Below are 15,692 nucleotides of genomic sequence, written 5' to 3'. Positions count from 1 at the left end.
ACCGACTTCGTCATCATGGTCGACAAGACCAGCCAGATGTTCGTCACCGGCCCCGACGTCATCAAGACCGTCACCGGCGAGGACGTCGGCATGGAGGAGCTCGGCGGCGCCTACACGCACAACACCCGCTCCGGTGTCGCGCACTACCTCGCCTCCGACGAGGACGACGCGATCGACTACGCGCGCACCCTGCTGAGCTTCCTCCCCGACAACAACATGGCCGAGCTCCCGGCGTACGCCTCGGAGTTCGAGTGGGAGACCACGGATGCCGATCAGCGCCTGAACACGATCATCCCGGACTCCCCCAACCAGCCGTACGACATCCACACGGTCATCGATCACGTGGTCGACAACGGCGAGTTCCTCGAGGTGCAGCCCCTGTTCGCGCCGAACATCGTGATCGGCTTCGGCCGCGTCGAGGGCCGTTCGGTGGGCATCATCGCCAACCAGCCGTCGCAGATGGCCGGCACCCTGAACATCGAGGCCGGCGAGAAGGCCAGCCGCTTCGTGCGCTTCTGCGACGCCTTCTCCATCCCCATCGTCACCCTCGTCGACGTGCCCGGCTACCTGCCCGGCACCGACCAGGAGTGGACCGGTGTGATCCGCCGCGGCGCCAAGCTCATCTACGCCTACGCCGAGGCCACCGTCCCCCTGGTCACCGTCATCCTGCGCAAGGCGTACGGTGGCGCGTACATCGTGATGGGCTCCAAGCAGCTCGGCGCCGACGTGAACCTCGCCTGGCCCACGGCCGAGATCGCCGTCATGGGCGGCCAGGGCGCCGTCAACATCCTCTACCGCGGTGAGATCAAGAAGGCCGAGGAGGCCGGTGAGGACGTCGCCGCCGTGCGCAGCCGCCTCGCCGCCGAGTACACCTACGGCGTCACCAGCCCGTTCCTCGCAGCCGAGCGCGGCGAGATCGACGGCATCATCGAGCCGGCGAACACCCGCGTCTCGATCGCGAAGGCGCTGCGCGCACTCAAGGGCAAGCGCGCCGAGCTGCCCGCCAAGAAGCACGGCAACATCCCGCTGTGACCGGCGAGCCATCATGACCGAGCACGAAGACGCCCCCCGCATCGAGATCATCCGCGGGAACCCCACCGAGGAGGAGCTGGCAGCTCTCCTCGCTGTGGTCAGCGACGCCTACACGCGCGAGACCGACGAGGCCGTCGCCGACGAGCCGCACGTGTCCGTGTGGGAGCGCACGCAGCGCGGACTCCGCAGACCCCTACGTCGGGATATCCCCTGGGGTCGTTTCTCTGGCTGAACAGCCAAAGGGGATATGGACTTTCGTCGAAAAGCGGACGAATTTGTCCCCCGAAATACCTACAGACAGAGTTATTGACAGCCGCCAGACTTATATCAACGCTTCGCGTTAGGCGGCTGCTCCGCCCCAGGGTAGGCAGACGCAGTACCGCCCCCAGCGGACAGTTTTCGGGTAGCTGTTCCGCACTGGCGAGGGGCGGGCGGCTTCGCCGCCCCTCGCCCACTCTCTTCGAAAGTCGTGTCCCGCCGGAGTCCAGCCGGCGGGATCTCGCTTTTTCAGCCTGTGCGTCAGTCCGCGGTGCGGCGGATCTCATGCCACAGGTCGACGGCATCGTCGTCGTGCGCGCCGCCGGCCGCACGCCCCACCACCGTCACGGCGATCTCATCGTCGCGTCCCGCGCGGATGATCACCCGGTTCGAATGCACGCTCGCCAGCACGCTCGCGAGCTCATCGCGGATCTCGTTGCGGCGCTCCTCATCCACGCCGTCGAGTCCGCCCTCGTCGAACACGGTCACGACGGTCCCGTTCCTGCGGGCATCCGAGATCGCCTGCCGCACGGCGTCGTTGAGCAGCACGGCCCCGCGCAGCTCGTCCCGCATCGTGCCCTCCGCCAGCCGGGCCTCGAGCCTCTCCTGCGGGGTCAGCTCGCCATGGGCGGCCACGGTCCGCGAGAGCACGGGCCCGGCGATCGCGAGTGCCCGCTGCGCGCGCACCCGACGCTCCCGCTGCCGGACGAGCTGCGTCGCATGCCACGCGGACACCGCCCGCTGCACGTCCGCCAGGCGCTCCGTGTCCCGGACAGCGCGATCCCAGAAGAGCACCAGCAGCTGCGCCACCACCACCCAGGTGATCGACCCCACGAGCCCGAGCTCGAAGGCATTGCCGATGCCCAGGTAGGTGGATGCCGCGGTGATCAGGATGCCCAGCGACACCCAGCCCACGATCGGATTCCGCCGCACCACGCAGACCACGGCGAGCAGCCCGATCGCGCCGATGTACCAGGTCGCGAAGGGGGCGCTGCGCATCTCGCGCTCCAGCGCGATGCTCGCGAACGCCGGCACCACGGCGCTCGCGATCAGCGCGAACACGGCCGCGCTCACCGGCATCCGCACGGACCCGGCCGACGACGCGAGCACGGCGGTCAGCACCGCCGCGAGGTACAGCCCGATGGCCGCGACCATCAGCAGCGGCGCGGTGGGCTGCTCGATCCACCAGATCGCCCGCGCGGCGAAGTACAGCGCGAACCCCAGGGCGAGCGCAGTGGTCATGCTGCGTACGGTGCGTCTCATGACGGCTGCCTGCTCATGACGGCTCCCTGCTCATGACGGCTCCCAGCTCAGCTCGACGACGGTCCCGCGGTCGTCCGACGTGATCCGTGAGGACCCGGCGACGGCCGCCATGCGCGCGATGATCGAGGCGCGGATGCCCAGGCGGTCCTCGCCGATGGCATCCGGATCGAACCCCGGCCCGGTGTCCTGCACCGTGAGGGTCAGCCGATCGGCATCCGCCGACTCCGCCACCACATGCAGCCCGCGCCCGCCGGCGTGGATCAGGGCGTTGCCGATCGCCTGCCGCGCCGCCAGCACCATCGCGCGTGCCGCCTTTCCGGGGATCTCCGCCGACACCCCGCGCTCCTCGACCACGGCATCCGCGCCCTGCTCGGACAGGGTCCGGCGCAGTTCCGCGACGATCTGGGCGCGGTTCACCGGCTCGTCGCTGCCCTCCTGGGCGATCGACGCCTCGGTGTTGGCCAGCCGGGTCAGCGCCTCGCGTGCCATCGCGACCGCGAGCGTGCGCTCCCGGTCGCTCGAGGCCCGTTCGGCGGCGATCAGCGCAGCCAGCACGCTGTCGTGCATCAGCGCCGCCATCGCGACCCGCTCCTCCTCGGACGCGGATGCCGCCGCGGCGCCCGCGTACGTCTCCACGGCCATGTCGCGCGCGTCGTCGACGCCGGTCGCCACCTGCCGGAACATCCACGCCAGCGACACGATCACCATGCCGAGGATGATCGTGAACGACACGTCGAATCCGGTGGTGATCCAGAAGCCCTGCGCGAAGTCACCCTGGGCGAGTCGCACGTAGCCGTACACGAGCGGCACGCCGAGCGCCCAGGCGAACTGGAGCCGCACGGGGAACGCGAGCATCGCCGCGACCACGCAGATGTTCACCAGGAAGAAGATCCAGGGCTGCGCGGCGGGCTCCTGGATCGAGCGATCCACCACCGCGGGCCACAGCATCAGCGACAGCGCGTAAGCCACCGCGAACGTCCCGCACGCCTGCTTGACCCATCGCCCGGTGACGCAGGCGATGATCATCCACAGCAGCGGCAGGAACACCAGCAGCATGATCGCCAGGTGCGGGCCGTCCAGTCGGATCAGACGGGTCACGGCACCGAGCAGCGCCTGGATGCCGAGCGCGGTCGAGCCGATCGCCCCGACGATGGCGAGGATGCGCTCCATACGCTGACCGGTGAACCGCTCCAGCCCGATGCCCACCTCGCCGGGGCTCGGCAGGCTGCTCCAGGCGTCCCGGATGCTGCGGACCTCACCCTGCACTCGTCAGGCCCTCCGGCGCGACGATGCCGTCCTCCATCGCCCGGCGCAGCAGATCCATCTTGGTCGATGCAGGACGCCCCACCTCGACGTACTTCACCCGGACGCGGGAGATGTTCTCCTTCGCGGTCGAGTACGCCACACCCAGCCGCTCCGCGACCGCCTTGAGCGGCAGCCCAGTCGCATACAGGCGCAGCACCTCGCGCTCACGGACGGACAGCTGGGCATCGGCGAACTCGCGGTCGCCGTCCACGGCGCTGGCCCACTCGACGTTGTTCAGCGCTTCTCCCCGCGCGACGGTGCGGATCGCGTCGAGCACGTCGTCCAGCGCGGACGACTTGCTGACCACGCCCGCCGCTCCTGCGACGAGCGCCTCCCGCACGGATGCCGGACGGTCGGCGACGCTGTGGATGACAACGCTCGCACCGTCGGCCACCAGCGTCGCGACGTTCTCGGTGACTGTCGTGCCGTCGCCGAGCGTGAGATCCAGCACCACCACGTCGGCGGGCCGGGCGCCTGACGCCGCACGCCAGGCGAGGTACTCCCGGACGGTGGCTCCGGAGAAGACGACGTCCTGCTCGCCGTCACGCTGACAGGCGGCCTCGAGTCCCAGACGAACCGACTCGTGGTCGTCGATGAGGGCGACGGTGCTCATGCCGCCAGCCTACCCAGTGCGCGGGACGCGCCCGATATTCCGCGGTGCCTCAGCGCGAGAGCAGCGCGACGGCCTCGAAGTGGTGCGAGTGCGGGAACAGGTCGAACGCCTGCAGCGAGGTCACGTCCCAGCCCATCCCGCGGAACGTGCCGAGATCCCTCGCCAGAGCGACCGGATCGCAGGCCACGTAAACGACGGCCTCGGGGTCGAGTGCGTGGATGGACTCGACGACCCCGCGTCCGGCGCCGGCGCGAGGCGGATCGAGCACCACGGCGCCCGCCCTGGTGCCCTCGGGCAGACCGGTCAGGAAGCGGTCCACCCTGGCGGTCACCGCCTGCGCGTCGAACGCCGCGAGGTTCTGCTGCGCGTGCTCGGTGGCGCGGCGGTCGGACTCGACGGTGACGATGTCGCTCGCGCCCTGCTCCCCCAGCGTCGCGGCGAACAGCCCGACGCCTCCGTACAGGTCGAAGTGCGTGGCATCCGCGTCGACGCGGCCGGCGAGCGCATCGCCGACGGCCTGATGCAGCGTGTCGGCAGCGTGCGGATGCACCTGCCAGAACCCGCCGGCGTCCACCGCGAACCGGCGTCCGCCCGCTGTCTCGTAGACGCTCTCCTGCTTGCCGCGTCGACCGCCCTCGGGACGAGGCAGCACGCGCACGCGGCCGTCGCCCGGCTCGACGAGGTCCACGCGTCCGGGCTTCTGCGCCCGGAGCGCGAAGGCGGCGTCGGCCACCGCAGGGCGGGCGAGCGGCAGCGTCGCCACGTCGATCACGCGGTGGCTGCGCGCCGCATACGGGCCGACACGGCCGTCGGCGTCGACGTGCAGGGAGACGCGCGTGCGCCAGCCGGTGCCGTCACCCGCGTCCACGGCCTGCACCTCGGGGGCCTCGATCCCGGCGCCCGCGAACTTGTCCAGCGCCTCCTGCAGCACCTGCCGCTTGAGCACGCGCTGGTGGTCGAGGGCGATGTGCCCGAGGTCCGCGCCGCCGACCCTGTCCTCGGGCGCGCGCGATACATCGGCCTCCGCCCACACGTGCGCGCGGCGGTGCGGCGAGGCCTCGAGCACCTCCAGCGTCTCGGCGCGCCAGAAGGAGTCCTTGCTCGCATCCGTGATCTGAGCCCGCACCCGCTCGCCGGGAACGGCGTCGGGGACGAACACGACCCGCCCCTCGTGCCGGGCGATGAAGGTGCCGCCGTGCGCGATTCCGGTGATGTCGAGGTCGAGCGTGGGCTGCGAGGAGGTCATCGTTCCAGGATCCCACACCGCGAGCGCCCTATCGTGGGAGCATGCGCGTCTGCCTGGCATCCACGTCTCCCGCCCGACTCATGCTGCTGCGGCAGGCCGGCATCGAGCCGCTCATCTTCTCCCCCGAGGTCGACGAGGATGCTGTGGGCGCCGCCGCCGAGGCGGAGCGCGGTGCGCCGCTGGCTCCGGCGGAGCTCGTGCTGCTGCTGGCCAGGGCCAAGGCCGCGGACGTCGCGCACAGGCTTCCGGCGCAGCATCCGGACTTCGACGGGATCGTGATCGGCGGCGACTCGATGTTCGCGCTCGGCGGCCAGGTCTACGGCAAGCCTTACACGCCGGAGGCCGCCCGGGAGCGCTGGCGGCTGATGCGCGGCGCCACCGGTGTGCTGCACTCCGGCCATTCCGTCTTCCGGGTCTCGCCCGGCACCGCCCCCGTCGAGGCCACCGCCACAGCCTCGGCGGGTGTCACCTTCGCCGACGACCTGACGGATGCCGAGATCGACGCCTACATCGCCACCGGCGAGCCACTGCTGGTCGCGGGGGCGTTCACGGTCGACAGCCTGGGCGGCGCCTTCATCACCCGGGTGGACGGCGACCCGTCCACGGTCGTCGGCATGTCGCTGTCCACCCTGCGACGCCTCGCCGCAGAGCTCGGCGTGACCTGGACGGACCTCTGGAGCGCCGCCGTAGGTTCCTGACGACAGTTCCCCCGATATCTTGTCGAGGGTCGTCAAAAAAACCGGCGGACCCCCCGCTAGGCTGAAACCCATGCCTGATATCGCCAAGGTCCTCATCGCAAACCGCGGCGAGATCGCCGTACGCATCGTCCGCGCCGCCCGCGACTCCGGGATCTCCTCCGTCGCCGTGTACGCCGACCAGGATCGCGACGCCATGCACGCGCGTCTCGCCGACGAGGCGTACGCGCTCGACGGTTCGACCAGCGCCGAGACGTACCTGCAGATCGACAAGATCCTGTCCGTCGCGCGCCGCTCGGGCGCGGATGCCGTGCACCCCGGCTACGGCTTCCTGGCCGAGAACGCCGAGTTCGCGCGCGCCGTCATCGGTGCGGGCATGATCTGGATCGGCCCGTCGCCCGAGGCGATCGAGGCCCTCGGCGACAAGGTGACCGCGCGTCACGTCGCCGAGAAGGTCGGAGCGCCCCTCGCCCCCGGCACCCCCGGACCGGTCGAGACCGCCGACGAGGTCGTCGCCTTCGCCGAGAAGGTGGGCCTGCCCATCGCGATCAAGGCCGCCTACGGCGGCGGCGGACGCGGCCTCAAGGTCGCCCGCGAGCTCGGCGAGGTCGCCGAGCTGTTCGAATCCGCCACCCGCGAGGCGGTCGCGGCGTTCGGCCGTGGCGAGTGCTTCGTGGAGAAGTACCTCGACAAGCCGCGCCACGTCGAGACGCAGTGCCTGGCGGATGCCGAGGGCAACGTCGTCGTGATCTCCACCCGCGACTGCTCGCTGCAGCGCCGGCACCAGAAGCTCGTCGAGGAGGCGCCCGCGCCGTTCCTGACCGACGAGCAGAACGAGCAGCTGTACGCCGCGTCGAAGGCCATCCTCAAGGAGGTCGGCTATGTGGGCGCCGGCACCTGCGAGTTCCTCATCGGCGCCGACGGCACCGTGTCGTTCCTCGAGGTGAACACACGCCTGCAGGTGGAGCACCCCGTCTCCGAGGAGGTCACCGGCATCGACCTCGTGCGCGAGCAGTTCCGCATCGCGGCCGGCGGCACCATCGACTACGACGACCCCACCCCGCAGGGCCACTCCTTCGAGTTCCGCATCAACGGCGAGGACCCGGGCCGCGGCTTCCTGCCCCAGCCGGGCCCCATCAAGGTGTTCAAGACCTTCGGCGGCCCCGGCGTGCGACTGGACTCCGGCGTCACCGCGGGCGACACCGTCTCCGGCGCGTTCGACTCCCTGCTGGCCAAGCTGATCGTCACCGGACGCGACCGCGCCGAGGCGCTGGAGCGCGCCCGCCGCACGCTCGACGAGTTCGAGGTCGCAGGCATGCCGACCGCGCTGCCGTTCCACCGCAAGGTGGTGCGCGACCCGGCCTTCACCGCCGAGAACGGCGAGTTCGGCGTGTACACCCGCTGGATCGAGACGGAGTTCGTCAACGACATCCCGGCCTGGGACGGCGAGCTGGAGGACCCGGCCGCCGCGCCCGGTCGTCACACCGTCGTCGTCGAGGTCGGCGGACGCCGCCTCGAGGTGAGCCTGCCCGACCGCGTGACCGCACCGGTCTCCGGTACTGCCGGCCGCCCCGCCGCCGTTCCGCCGTCCCGCCGGACGCACGCCAGCACCGCCAGCGCGGGTGCCTCGGGCGACGCCGTCAAGTCGCCCATGCAGGCCACGATCGTGAAGGTCGCGGTCGAGGAGGGCCAGCACGTCGTCAAGGGCGACCTGGTCGTGGTGCTCGAGGCCATGAAGATGGAGCAGCCGCTGCAGGCGCACAAGGACGGTGTGATCGGCAACATCGACGCCGCCGCCGGGACCACGGTCTCCGCCGGGCACCAGCTGCTCACGATCAGCTGATCGCACGCTCTCACGCGAAAGGCGCGTCCCCGAGGGGCGCGCCTTTCGCGTATGAGGGCGGGCCGGTCAGCCGATGTTCACGAGGTGCATCGCGCGAGTGGCATCCGTGATGCTCGACGACAGCGACGGGTAGGCCGCGAACACGCGCGACACCTGGTCGACGTTCAGCCGGCGCTCCACGGCGACGGCCAGCGGGAAGATCAGCTCGGATGCCTTGGGCGCGACGACGACGGCGCCGATGACGGTGCCCGACCCCTTGCGGGCGATCACCTTCACGAAGCCGTCCTTGATGCCCATCATCTTCGCGCGGGGGTTGGCCGCCAGCGGCAGCTTGTAGGCGATGCCGTCGGCGGCGCCGTTCTCGATGTCCTGCTCCGAGAAGCCGACCGTGGCGATCTCGGGCGCGGTGAAGATGTTCGCGGTGATCTTGCGCTGCTCCAGCGGGATGACGATGTCGCCGAGGGCGTGGAAGACCGCGGTGCGCCCCTGCATGGAGGCGACGGATGCCAGCGGGAAGAAGTTCGTGCAGTCGCCGGCCGCGTAGATGTTCGACACCGAGGTGCGCGCCACCCGGTTGACCCGGATGTGCCCCGACTCGGTCAGCTCGACTCCGGCCTCCTCCAGCCCGATGCCCCGGGTGTTGGGGATCGACCCGACGGCCATCAGGCAGTGGCTGCCCTCCACCGTGCGCCCGTCGGAGAGCGTGACGAGCACGCCGTCCTCGGTGCGCTCCACCTTGTCGGCGCGCGACTTCGACAGCACCTGCATGCCGCCGCGCTTGAAGACCTTCTCCAGCACCTTCGCGGCGTCGCCGTCCTCACCGGGGAGCACCTGGTCACGGCTCGAGATGAGCGTGACCTCGGCGCCGAGGTTCATGTACGCCGAGGCGAACTCGGCGCCCGTGACGCCGGAGCCCACCACGATCAGGTGCTCGGGCAGAGCCTTCATGTCGTAGAGCTGGGTCCAGGTGAGGATGCGCTCCCCGTCGGGCTTCGCGGAATCGAGCTCGCGCGGCGATGCGCCCACCGAGACGACGATGGTGTCGGCCTCGATGCGATCGAAGTCCGTGCCTCCGGGCCCGGTGGCCACGACGATCGCGTTCGGGCCCTCCAGACGGCCGTGGCCGGAGAGGATGCGCACGCCGGCCTCGAGCAGCGTGGCGCGCATGTCCTCGGACTGCTGTCCGGCCAGCGCCACCAGGCGCTTGTTGACGGCGGCGAGGTTGATGGCGATCTCGGGCTTGAGCGGCTTGCCGTGCGCGCCCTTCGCGTAGAACTGCACGCCCAGGTCGCTGGCCTCGGAGATCGCGACGGCGGCGTCCGCGGTGGCGATCAGGCTCTTCGACGGGACGACATCCGTCAGCACGGCGGAACCGCCCACCCCGACCCGCTCCACGAGGGTCACATCCGCGCCCAGCTGGGCGGCGGCGAGTGCTGCCTCATATCCGCCGGGGCCGCCACCGAGGACGGCCACGCTCTGCTGATTCGCGAAGGAAGTCTGAGACATGGACTCCATTCTTCCGTACTGGCAGTCGGCTCGGCGACGGTCCGGACTCGTGCACGTCCTCCGTACTGGCAGTGCGCCCCGCACATTCCTAGAGTGGACTCATGCAAGACACTCTCACGCACCCCCTCGACGCGCCCGACGCGAAGCCGTTCGAGGTCGCCGCCCAGGCCGCGGAAGACATCGCGCGGCTGACCGGTGTCGATCACCACGACATCGCGCTGACCCTCGGCTCCGGCTGGGGCAAGGCCGCCGAGCTCATCGGCGAGACCGTCGCGACGATCCCCGCCACCGAGGTCACCGGGTTCTCCAAGCCGGCTCTCGAGGGTCACGTGGGCACGCTGCGCAGCATCCGCACCGCCTCCGGGAAGAACGTGCTCGTGATCGGCGCGCGCACCCACTACTACGAGGGCCACGGCGTGCGCCGCGTGGTGCACTCGGTGCGCACCGCGGCCGCAACGGGCGCCAAGATCATGGTGCTCACCAACGGCGCCGGCGGCGTGCGCGAGACCTGGAAGCCGGGTCAGCCCGTGCTGATCAGCGACCACATCAACCTCACAGCCGACTCCCCGCTGGAGGGCGCGACCTTCATCGACCTGACCGATCTGTACGCGAAGCGCCTTCGCGACATCGCGCGCAGCATCGACCCGACCCTCGACGAGGGCGTCTACACCCAGTTCCGCGGTCCTCACTACGAGACCCCGGCCGAGGTGCAGATGGCGAAGACCATCGGCGGCCACATCGTCGGCATGTCCACCGCGCTCGAGGCGATCGCCGCCCGTGAGGCGGGCATGGAGATCCTCGGCTTCTCCCTGATCACGAACCTGGCCGCCGGCATCCAGAAGACGCCCCTCAGCCACGCCGAGGTCATCGAGGCCGGTCAGCAGGCCGAGCCGGTCATCTCCGCGCTCCTCGCCCGCGTGATCGAGGCACTGTGAGCGCCGCCGAGCGCCTCGGCCAGGCGCGCGCCTGGCTGCGTCAGGACCCGGATGCCGAGACCCGCGATGAGCTGGCCGGCATCATCACCCGCGCCGCCGCCGGCGACACACTCGCGACCGCCGACCTCGAGGACCGCTTCTCGACCCGTCTGGCATTCGGCACGGCCGGCCTGCGCGGCGCCCTCGGCGCCGGCAGCAACCGCATGAACCGGGTGCTGATCGCCCAGGCCGCGGCCGGCTTCGCCGGGTACCTGCTGCAGCGGTCCGGCTCGGACGACGCACGCCCCACGGTCGTGATCGGCTACGACGGCCGCCGCAACTCGCGCCGCTTCGCGGTGGACTCCGCGGAGCTGTTCGCCGGTGCCGGCCTCCGCGCGATCCTGCTCCCCCGGCTGCTGCCGACGCCCGTGCTCGCGTTCGCCGTGCGCCACCTCGGCGCGGACGCCGGCGTGATGGTGACCGCCAGCCACAACCCGCCGAACGACAACGGCTACAAGGTCTACCTGGGCGGCTCGGATGCCGGCTCGCAGATCGTCTCCCCCGCGGATGCCGAGATCGCCGCGCACATCCAGCGTGTGGCGGATGCCGGCGACGTGGGCCTGCTGCCGCGCTCGGACGCGTACGAGGTGGCGGGCGAGGACGTCGTGGACGCCTACGTCGCCGCGACCGCGGCCGTCGCCCACGCCCCGTTCGGCGTGCAGGAGATGCGCTGGGTGTACACCGCGATGCACGGCGTGGGCTGGGAGACCTTCTCGCGCGTCGTGAAGGCGGCCGGCTACCCGGCGCCGCGCGTCGTCGACGAGCAGCGCGACCCCGACCCGACGTTCCGCACGGTGTCGTTCCCGAACCCCGAGGAGCCGGGCGCGATGGATCTCTCCTTCGCCCGGGCCCGCGCGGTGGACGCCGAGTTCATCATCGCCAACGATCCGGACGCCGACCGCCTCGCGGTGGCGATCCCCGACGAGAGCGCCGCGGGCGGCTGGCGCCGCCTGACCGGCAACGAGGTCGGACTTCTGCTGGGCTGGCGCGCGGCGAAGGCCGCGCAGAGCACCCCCGGCGCGTCCCTGGCCTGCTCCCTGGTGTCCTCCCCCGGTCTCGGCGCGATCGCCGACGCGTACGGCCTGGACTTCCACGAGACGCTCACCGGCTTCAAGTGGATCTCCCGGGCGCCCGGCATGGTGTTCGGCTTCGAGGAGGCCCTCGGCTACCTGGTGAACCCGGGCACCGTGCGCGACAAGGACGGCATCTCCGCCGCCGTCGCGCTGCTGGGTCTCGCCGCCGACGCCCGCGTGCGCGGCGTCACGATCGCCGGTCTGCTCGAGGAGCTGGGCTCCGAGATCGGCCACTTCGCCAGCGGGCAGGTGTCCGTGCGCGTGGACGACCTGTCGATCATCGCGAACACCATGACGTCCCTGCGGGCCCAGCCTCCGGCATCCTTCGGCACCAGGGCCGTCGCGACCGCCGACGACCTCTCGCGCGGCGGAGCGGGTGTTCCCGCCGGCGACGTGCTGCGCTACCGCCTCGCCGACGGCTCCCGCGTGGTGGTCCGGCCCAGCGGCACCGAGCCCAAGCTGAAGATCTACATCGACGCCAGGGCCGGCTCCGCCTCCGAGGCGGCCGCCGCCGTGGCGGAGCTGGAGGCCGCGGTGCGGGAGCTGCTCGCGGAGCGGGGATGACCGTCCTGCGCAGGCGGGTCGTGGTCGGCGTCGACGACGGCGCCCACGCGCGCCCGGTCGCCGAGCTCGCCCGCCTGGCGCAGTCGCATCTCTCCCCGGTCCGGGTCACGACCCGCTCCGGGGAGACCGCCGACCTGACCAGCGTGCTGGCCGTGATGGATCTGGCGATCGCCTCAGGGGACGAGATCACGTTCGAGGTGGCCGACTCCCCGGAGGCGCCGGCGCTGCTCGACGCACTGGAGGCCGTGCTCAGCCGTCGATGACGGCGACGAGCTCGTCGAGGAACGCGTCGAATCCGGTCGCGCGCCGCACGATGCGCTGCACGCTCTCCCGTTCGCTGAACACCTCGACGAGCTGTTCGAAGACGGTCTGGAACGCGTCCCTGTCGTCCTCGCTGAACGCGGCGAGCGCGACGACCTGCACCCGCCCCGCTCCCCACGCGACCGAGCCGTCGGCGATTCCGATCGCGATGGCCGTGCGGCGCGCGGTCATCTGCAGCGCATGCGGGACGGCCAGCGCGTCCGTGAACGCCGTCGACGACATCCGCTCCCGCTCGATCGTGCCCGAGATGTAGTCCTCGCCGATCAGGCCCGCGGAGGTGAGCATCCCGCCCAGCATCCGGATGATCGTCTCCTCGCCGGCGTCCGGCACCGGGGAGAGGAACGCGTCCGCGGAGAAGTACCGCTGCAGCTCCTCACGCAGGCGGCTGAGCCGGCGCGCCCGGCGGATGCGGGCGGCGGCCTGCTGCACGCGCTCGATGTCCGCCTCCGCGAGGAACGGCGTGATGCGCACCACCCGTTCGTCCGTCCCCGCCGCGGGGATCGTGCTGAGCACCAGGTCGGTGTCGATGGCCGACCAGTCGGGGTCCATGCTGGTGTCCACCCGGACCACCTCGATCAGCCTCCCCAGTGAGCGATCCACGCTGGAGTGCAGCAGCTCCTGCAGCTCGCGGTAGCCCGGGCAGACGATCGTGGCGGTGAGGATGGTGTCCGCGGCGCGGCTGCGCTCCAGCCGGCCGCCGACGTGCATCGCGATGTACGCGATCTCGTCCTCCTGCAGGGGCACGCCCAGCCTGTCGTGCAGTCCGCTGGCGATGGACACCGCCACGTCGAAGATCATCGGGTAGGACGACTTCAGCGACTGCGTGAGCGGGTTGCGCGTCCAGGCGCTCTCCTGCGCCCGGTGCAGCAGGTTCTGCACGTGCAGGGCGAGGCGCACGATGAACGCCTCGTCGACCAGGTCGACCTGGTAGTCGCGCGCGGCCTGCTCGATCTCCGCTCGGACGGCCTGCACCACCTCGGCCTCGACGATCCGCGCCGCGTCCGCCGGGGGCTGCTCGCCCGGTGCCACCACGCGGGTGAGGACCAGGTTCGCGAGATGCTCTCGGTCGCCGTCACCGAGCGCGACGCCGAAGTGCTGGTCAGCGAGCCGGGCGATCGCGGATCCGACCACCCGCACCGCCTCCGAGGCGGAGTCGGTGCGCTCGGCGAGCGCGCGCCCGGCCGCGACCCGTTCGGCGGCGATCGTGATGTGCAGCAGCACATCGCTGATCGCCAGTTCGTTGACGTAGTACCCCAGGTCGCCGAGCTCGCGCACGAGCGCCGACTTGAACGGCCCGATCGCGGCGGCCGGCACCGCCTCGGGGGCGAGTGCGCGCTGCAGTGCCTCCGGGCGCAGCGGGCCGGCATCCATCTCGTCCTGGGCCAGCCTGCTGAGCAGGCGCCTGAGGGCCTGCTCGTCGCCGCGCAGCCGCACCCGGTCCCGGTCGCGCTCGAGAGCGACGCGCCCTCCCTCCAGGAGCGCACGGACCCGTCCCAGGTCGTTCTCCAGCGTCGTCTCGCTGACGTGCAGCGCCAGCGCGGTGTCGTACACGTCGATGCCCTCGGCCTCGTCGACGAGCGTGCGTATCAGCCGGTGCAGGCGGGCGCGCGGCGTGCCCTGCGCATCGGGTGTCCCCGCCGCCGCGGCTGCCCCGGCACCGGCGCGATAGCCTGCGGGCCCGGAGTCCACCGCGCCCGCGGTGCGCGCGTTCAGCGCTGCGACGTAGGAGCGGATGCTGCGCGGAGTGACGCCCAGCTGGTCGGCCAGGCTCGCCGCCGTCGCCCAGGAGTCCTCCCGCCGGAGCACGGCGAGCAGCTGATCCTGACGCTGCCGCGACATCCGCCCGCCTTCCTCGCCGAGATGGTCCCTGCGCCTCCATGATGCCAGCCGTCGAGCGGACGGGGGCGGAAACCGGTGTTCCGCGGGGGCGGAAGCAACGTTGCTGGAAGAGCGCTGAGAGCGAGGGCGAGACTGGGGCGACCGGATGGAGAGGGAGATCGATGCGGATTCTCGTGGTGTGCGGCGCCGGAGCGTCGAGCACGTTCGTGGCGCAGCGCCTCGCGCGCGCGGCATCCGCTTCGGGCCTGGACTGGAGCACCGAGGCCGGCACGGAGCGCACCGCGCTCACGGCCGTCGGCGTGGACCTCGTCCTGGTCGGCCCGCATCTGGCCGCGCAGGCCGACGGCATCCGCTCCGCCCTCCCCGCCGCCTCCCGCGTCGTCGTGCTCCCGGCAGACGCGTTCACCGACATCGACGGCAGCCGCACGCTGCGCCTCGTTCGCGACGCGATGGACGCGCCGCACGACCGGAAGGAATGACCATGACCGCCATCTCCCGCACCGTCCGGGTCGGCTCCTCGCACGGGCTGCACGCCCGCCCCGCCAAGCTGTTCGCTCAGGCGGCGAAGGAGTCCGGCATCCCCGTGACGATCGCGAAGGACTCCGGCAAGCCCGTCAACGCCGCCAGCATCCTGGCCGTGGTCGCGCTGGGCATCGACTTCGGCGACCACGTGGTGCTCAGCGCCGACGGCGACAACGCCGAGGCCGTGCTGGACTCGCTCGTCGAGGTGCTCACCACCGACCACGACGAGGCCGCATGAGCATCCTGCGCGGAGTCGGCATCGGTCAGGGCATCGCGACGGGTCCCGTCGTGCGCATGGCGCCGGCCCTGCCCGAGCCCGCTCACGAGACCAGTGCCCGCGGGGCCGACGCCGAGCGCGTGCGCGCCCGCGATGCCATGACCGCCGTCGCCGCGGATCTGCAGCAGCGGGCGGATGCCGCCGGCGGCGCCGCCCAGGACGTGCTCGAGGCCCAGGCGATGATCGCCGAGGACCCGACGCTGACCGACGAGGTCGATGCGCGCATCGACGAGGGCACCACCGCGGAGTGGGCCGTACACGACGCGTTCGCGGGGTTCCGCGCGACGCTCGAGGCCGTGGGCGGGTACCTCGGCGAGCGCGCCGCTGACCTGGACGACATCGCGCAGCGCGTGCTGGCCCG

At 71.6% G+C, this 15,692-nt stretch carries 16 protein-coding genes; 10 read left to right on the top strand and 6 right to left on the bottom strand.

Going from position 1 to position 15,692, the window contains the following annotated elements:
• Together BGN97_RS18220 and BGN97_RS18215 are read left to right on the top strand one after the other, a co-directional pair.
• Positions 1-1,032 (top strand): carboxyl transferase domain-containing protein (locus tag BGN97_RS18220; protein ID WP_292704706.1); only part of this gene is annotated, 1,032 nt, incomplete at its 5' end.
• Between the two features lie 13 nt (positions 1,033-1,045).
• The gene (locus tag BGN97_RS18215) at positions 1,046-1,264 is read left to right on the top strand and encodes an acyl-CoA carboxylase subunit epsilon (RefSeq protein WP_292704704.1); all 219 of its coding nucleotides are present in this window, start codon (positions 1,046-1,048) and stop codon (positions 1,262-1,264) included.
• 287 nt (positions 1,265-1,551) lie between these two features.
• Here BGN97_RS18215 and BGN97_RS18210 read toward each other — a convergent pair whose 3' ends face one another.
• Genes BGN97_RS18210 through BGN97_RS18195 form a run of 4 tightly spaced genes read right to left on the bottom strand, consistent with a single transcriptional unit; the run spans position 1,552 to position 5,717 of the window.
• Entirely contained in the window at positions 1,552-2,532 is a 981-nt protein-coding gene (locus tag BGN97_RS18210; RefSeq protein WP_292704702.1) for a hypothetical protein, read from the bottom strand.
• A 51-nt stretch (positions 2,533-2,583) separates the two neighbouring features.
• Positions 2,584-3,819 carry an ATP-binding protein gene (locus BGN97_RS18205; protein WP_292704701.1) on the bottom strand — a complete coding sequence of 412 codons (1,236 nt, stop codon included), beginning with the start codon at positions 3,817-3,819 and terminating at the stop codon, positions 2,584-2,586.
• The gene (locus BGN97_RS18200; protein ID WP_292704700.1) at positions 3,809-4,471 is read right to left on the bottom strand and encodes a response regulator transcription factor; all 663 of its coding nucleotides are present in this window, start codon (positions 4,469-4,471) and stop codon (positions 3,809-3,811) included. Before BGN97_RS18200 ends, BGN97_RS18205 begins: the two co-directional genes overlap by 11 nt.
• Positions 4,472-4,520: 49 nt before the next feature.
• Complete coding sequence (locus BGN97_RS18195) at positions 4,521-5,717, bottom strand: TRAM domain-containing protein (protein ID WP_292704698.1); 1,197 nt, start codon at positions 5,715-5,717, stop codon at positions 4,521-4,523.
• 41 nt (positions 5,718-5,758) lie between these two features.
• On the opposite strand from BGN97_RS18195, the gene BGN97_RS18190 reads away from it, so the two are divergent.
• Both BGN97_RS18190 and BGN97_RS18185 read left to right on the top strand, forming a co-directional pair.
• Positions 5,759-6,415 (top strand): Maf family protein, encoded by a 657-nt coding sequence (locus BGN97_RS18190; RefSeq protein WP_292704696.1) that lies wholly within the window; start codon positions 5,759-5,761, stop codon positions 6,413-6,415.
• Positions 6,416-6,485: 70 nt separating this feature from the next.
• Entirely contained in the window at positions 6,486-8,255 is a 1,770-nt protein-coding gene (locus tag BGN97_RS18185; RefSeq protein WP_292704694.1) for a biotin carboxylase N-terminal domain-containing protein, read from the top strand.
• Between the two features lie 66 nt (positions 8,256-8,321).
• Here the strand turns inward: BGN97_RS18185 and BGN97_RS18180 are convergent, their stop codons facing one another.
• Positions 8,322-9,770: an NAD(P)H-quinone dehydrogenase gene (locus tag BGN97_RS18180; RefSeq protein ID WP_292704692.1), complete on the bottom strand. Its 1,449-nt coding sequence runs from the start codon at positions 9,768-9,770 to the stop codon at positions 8,322-8,324.
• A 92-nt stretch (positions 9,771-9,862) separates the two neighbouring features.
• On the opposite strand from BGN97_RS18180, the gene BGN97_RS18175 reads away from it, so the two are divergent.
• From BGN97_RS18175 to BGN97_RS18165, 3 genes are read left to right on the top strand one after another with little or no spacing between them, the layout of a single operon-like run.
• Positions 9,863-10,696, top strand: a complete 834-nt coding sequence (locus BGN97_RS18175; RefSeq protein WP_285636057.1) for a purine-nucleoside phosphorylase — start codon at positions 9,863-9,865, stop codon at positions 10,694-10,696.
• Complete coding sequence (locus BGN97_RS18170) at positions 10,693-12,372, top strand: phospho-sugar mutase (protein WP_292704690.1); 1,680 nt, start codon at positions 10,693-10,695, stop codon at positions 12,370-12,372. Before BGN97_RS18175 ends, BGN97_RS18170 begins: the two co-directional genes overlap by 4 nt.
• Positions 12,369-12,635 (top strand): HPr family phosphocarrier protein, encoded by a 267-nt coding sequence (locus BGN97_RS18165; protein WP_292704688.1) that lies wholly within the window; start codon positions 12,369-12,371, stop codon positions 12,633-12,635. The genes BGN97_RS18170 and BGN97_RS18165 overlap by 4 nt, the downstream gene beginning before the upstream one ends.
• Here the strand turns inward: BGN97_RS18165 and BGN97_RS18160 are convergent.
• Entirely contained in the window at positions 12,622-14,532 is a 1,911-nt protein-coding gene (locus BGN97_RS18160) for a PRD domain-containing protein (protein ID WP_292704686.1), read from the bottom strand. The genes BGN97_RS18165 and BGN97_RS18160 overlap by 14 nt on opposite strands.
• Positions 14,533-14,693: 161 nt before the next feature.
• Here BGN97_RS18160 and BGN97_RS18155 point away from each other — a divergent pair, with 161 nt between their 5' ends.
• The 3 genes from BGN97_RS18155 to BGN97_RS18145 form a co-directional block, all read left to right on the top strand.
• The gene (locus BGN97_RS18155; protein WP_285636066.1) at positions 14,694-15,011 is read left to right on the top strand and encodes a hypothetical protein; all 318 of its coding nucleotides are present in this window, start codon (positions 14,694-14,696) and stop codon (positions 15,009-15,011) included.
• 2 nt (positions 15,012-15,013) lie between these two features.
• Positions 15,014-15,292, top strand: coding sequence for an HPr family phosphocarrier protein (locus tag BGN97_RS18150; RefSeq protein ID WP_285636068.1), 279 nt, complete (start codon positions 15,014-15,016; stop codon positions 15,290-15,292).
• Positions 15,289-15,692 (top strand): phosphoenolpyruvate-utilizing N-terminal domain-containing protein (locus BGN97_RS18145; protein ID WP_292704716.1); only part of this gene is annotated, 404 nt, incomplete at its 3' end. The genes BGN97_RS18150 and BGN97_RS18145, both read left to right, overlap by 4 nt.

The organism is Microbacterium sp. 69-10 (assembly GCF_001897945.1).
Lineage (GTDB): Bacteria > Actinomycetota > Actinomycetes > Actinomycetales > Microbacteriaceae > Microbacterium.
Note: the sequence above shows the minus strand (reverse complement) of the source record. Positions and strands in the feature narration are given on the sequence as shown.

Excerpts from the sequence above, each read along its gene's own strand:
- BGN97_RS18215 (WP_292704704.1), top strand. The coding sequence starts at position 1,046 with ATGACCGAGCACGAAGACGCCCCCCGCATCGAGATCATCCGCGGGAAC.
- BGN97_RS18210 (WP_292704702.1), bottom strand. The coding sequence starts at position 2,532 with ATGACCACTGCGCTCGCCCTGGGGTTCGCGCTGTACTTCGCCGCGCGG.
- BGN97_RS18200 (WP_292704700.1), bottom strand. The coding sequence starts at position 4,471 with ATGAGCACCGTCGCCCTCATCGACGACCACGAGTCGGTTCGTCTGGGA.
- BGN97_RS18195 (WP_292704698.1), bottom strand. The coding sequence starts at position 5,717 with ATGACCTCCTCGCAGCCCACGCTCGACCTCGACATCACCGGAATCGCG.
- BGN97_RS18190 (WP_292704696.1), top strand. The coding sequence starts at position 5,759 with ATGCGCGTCTGCCTGGCATCCACGTCTCCCGCCCGACTCATGCTGCTG.
- BGN97_RS18185 (WP_292704694.1), top strand. The coding sequence starts at position 6,486 with ATGCCTGATATCGCCAAGGTCCTCATCGCAAACCGCGGCGAGATCGCC.
- BGN97_RS18180 (WP_292704692.1), bottom strand. The coding sequence starts at position 9,770 with ATGGAGTCCATGTCTCAGACTTCCTTCGCGAATCAGCAGAGCGTGGCC.
- BGN97_RS18175 (WP_285636057.1), top strand. The coding sequence starts at position 9,863 with ATGCAAGACACTCTCACGCACCCCCTCGACGCGCCCGACGCGAAGCCG.
- BGN97_RS18165 (WP_292704688.1), top strand. The coding sequence starts at position 12,369 with ATGACCGTCCTGCGCAGGCGGGTCGTGGTCGGCGTCGACGACGGCGCC.
- BGN97_RS18160 (WP_292704686.1), bottom strand. The coding sequence starts at position 14,532 with ATGTCGCGGCAGCGTCAGGATCAGCTGCTCGCCGTGCTCCGGCGGGAG.
- BGN97_RS18155 (WP_285636066.1), top strand. The coding sequence starts at position 14,694 with ATGCGGATTCTCGTGGTGTGCGGCGCCGGAGCGTCGAGCACGTTCGTG.
- BGN97_RS18150 (WP_285636068.1), top strand. The coding sequence starts at position 15,014 with ATGACCGCCATCTCCCGCACCGTCCGGGTCGGCTCCTCGCACGGGCTG.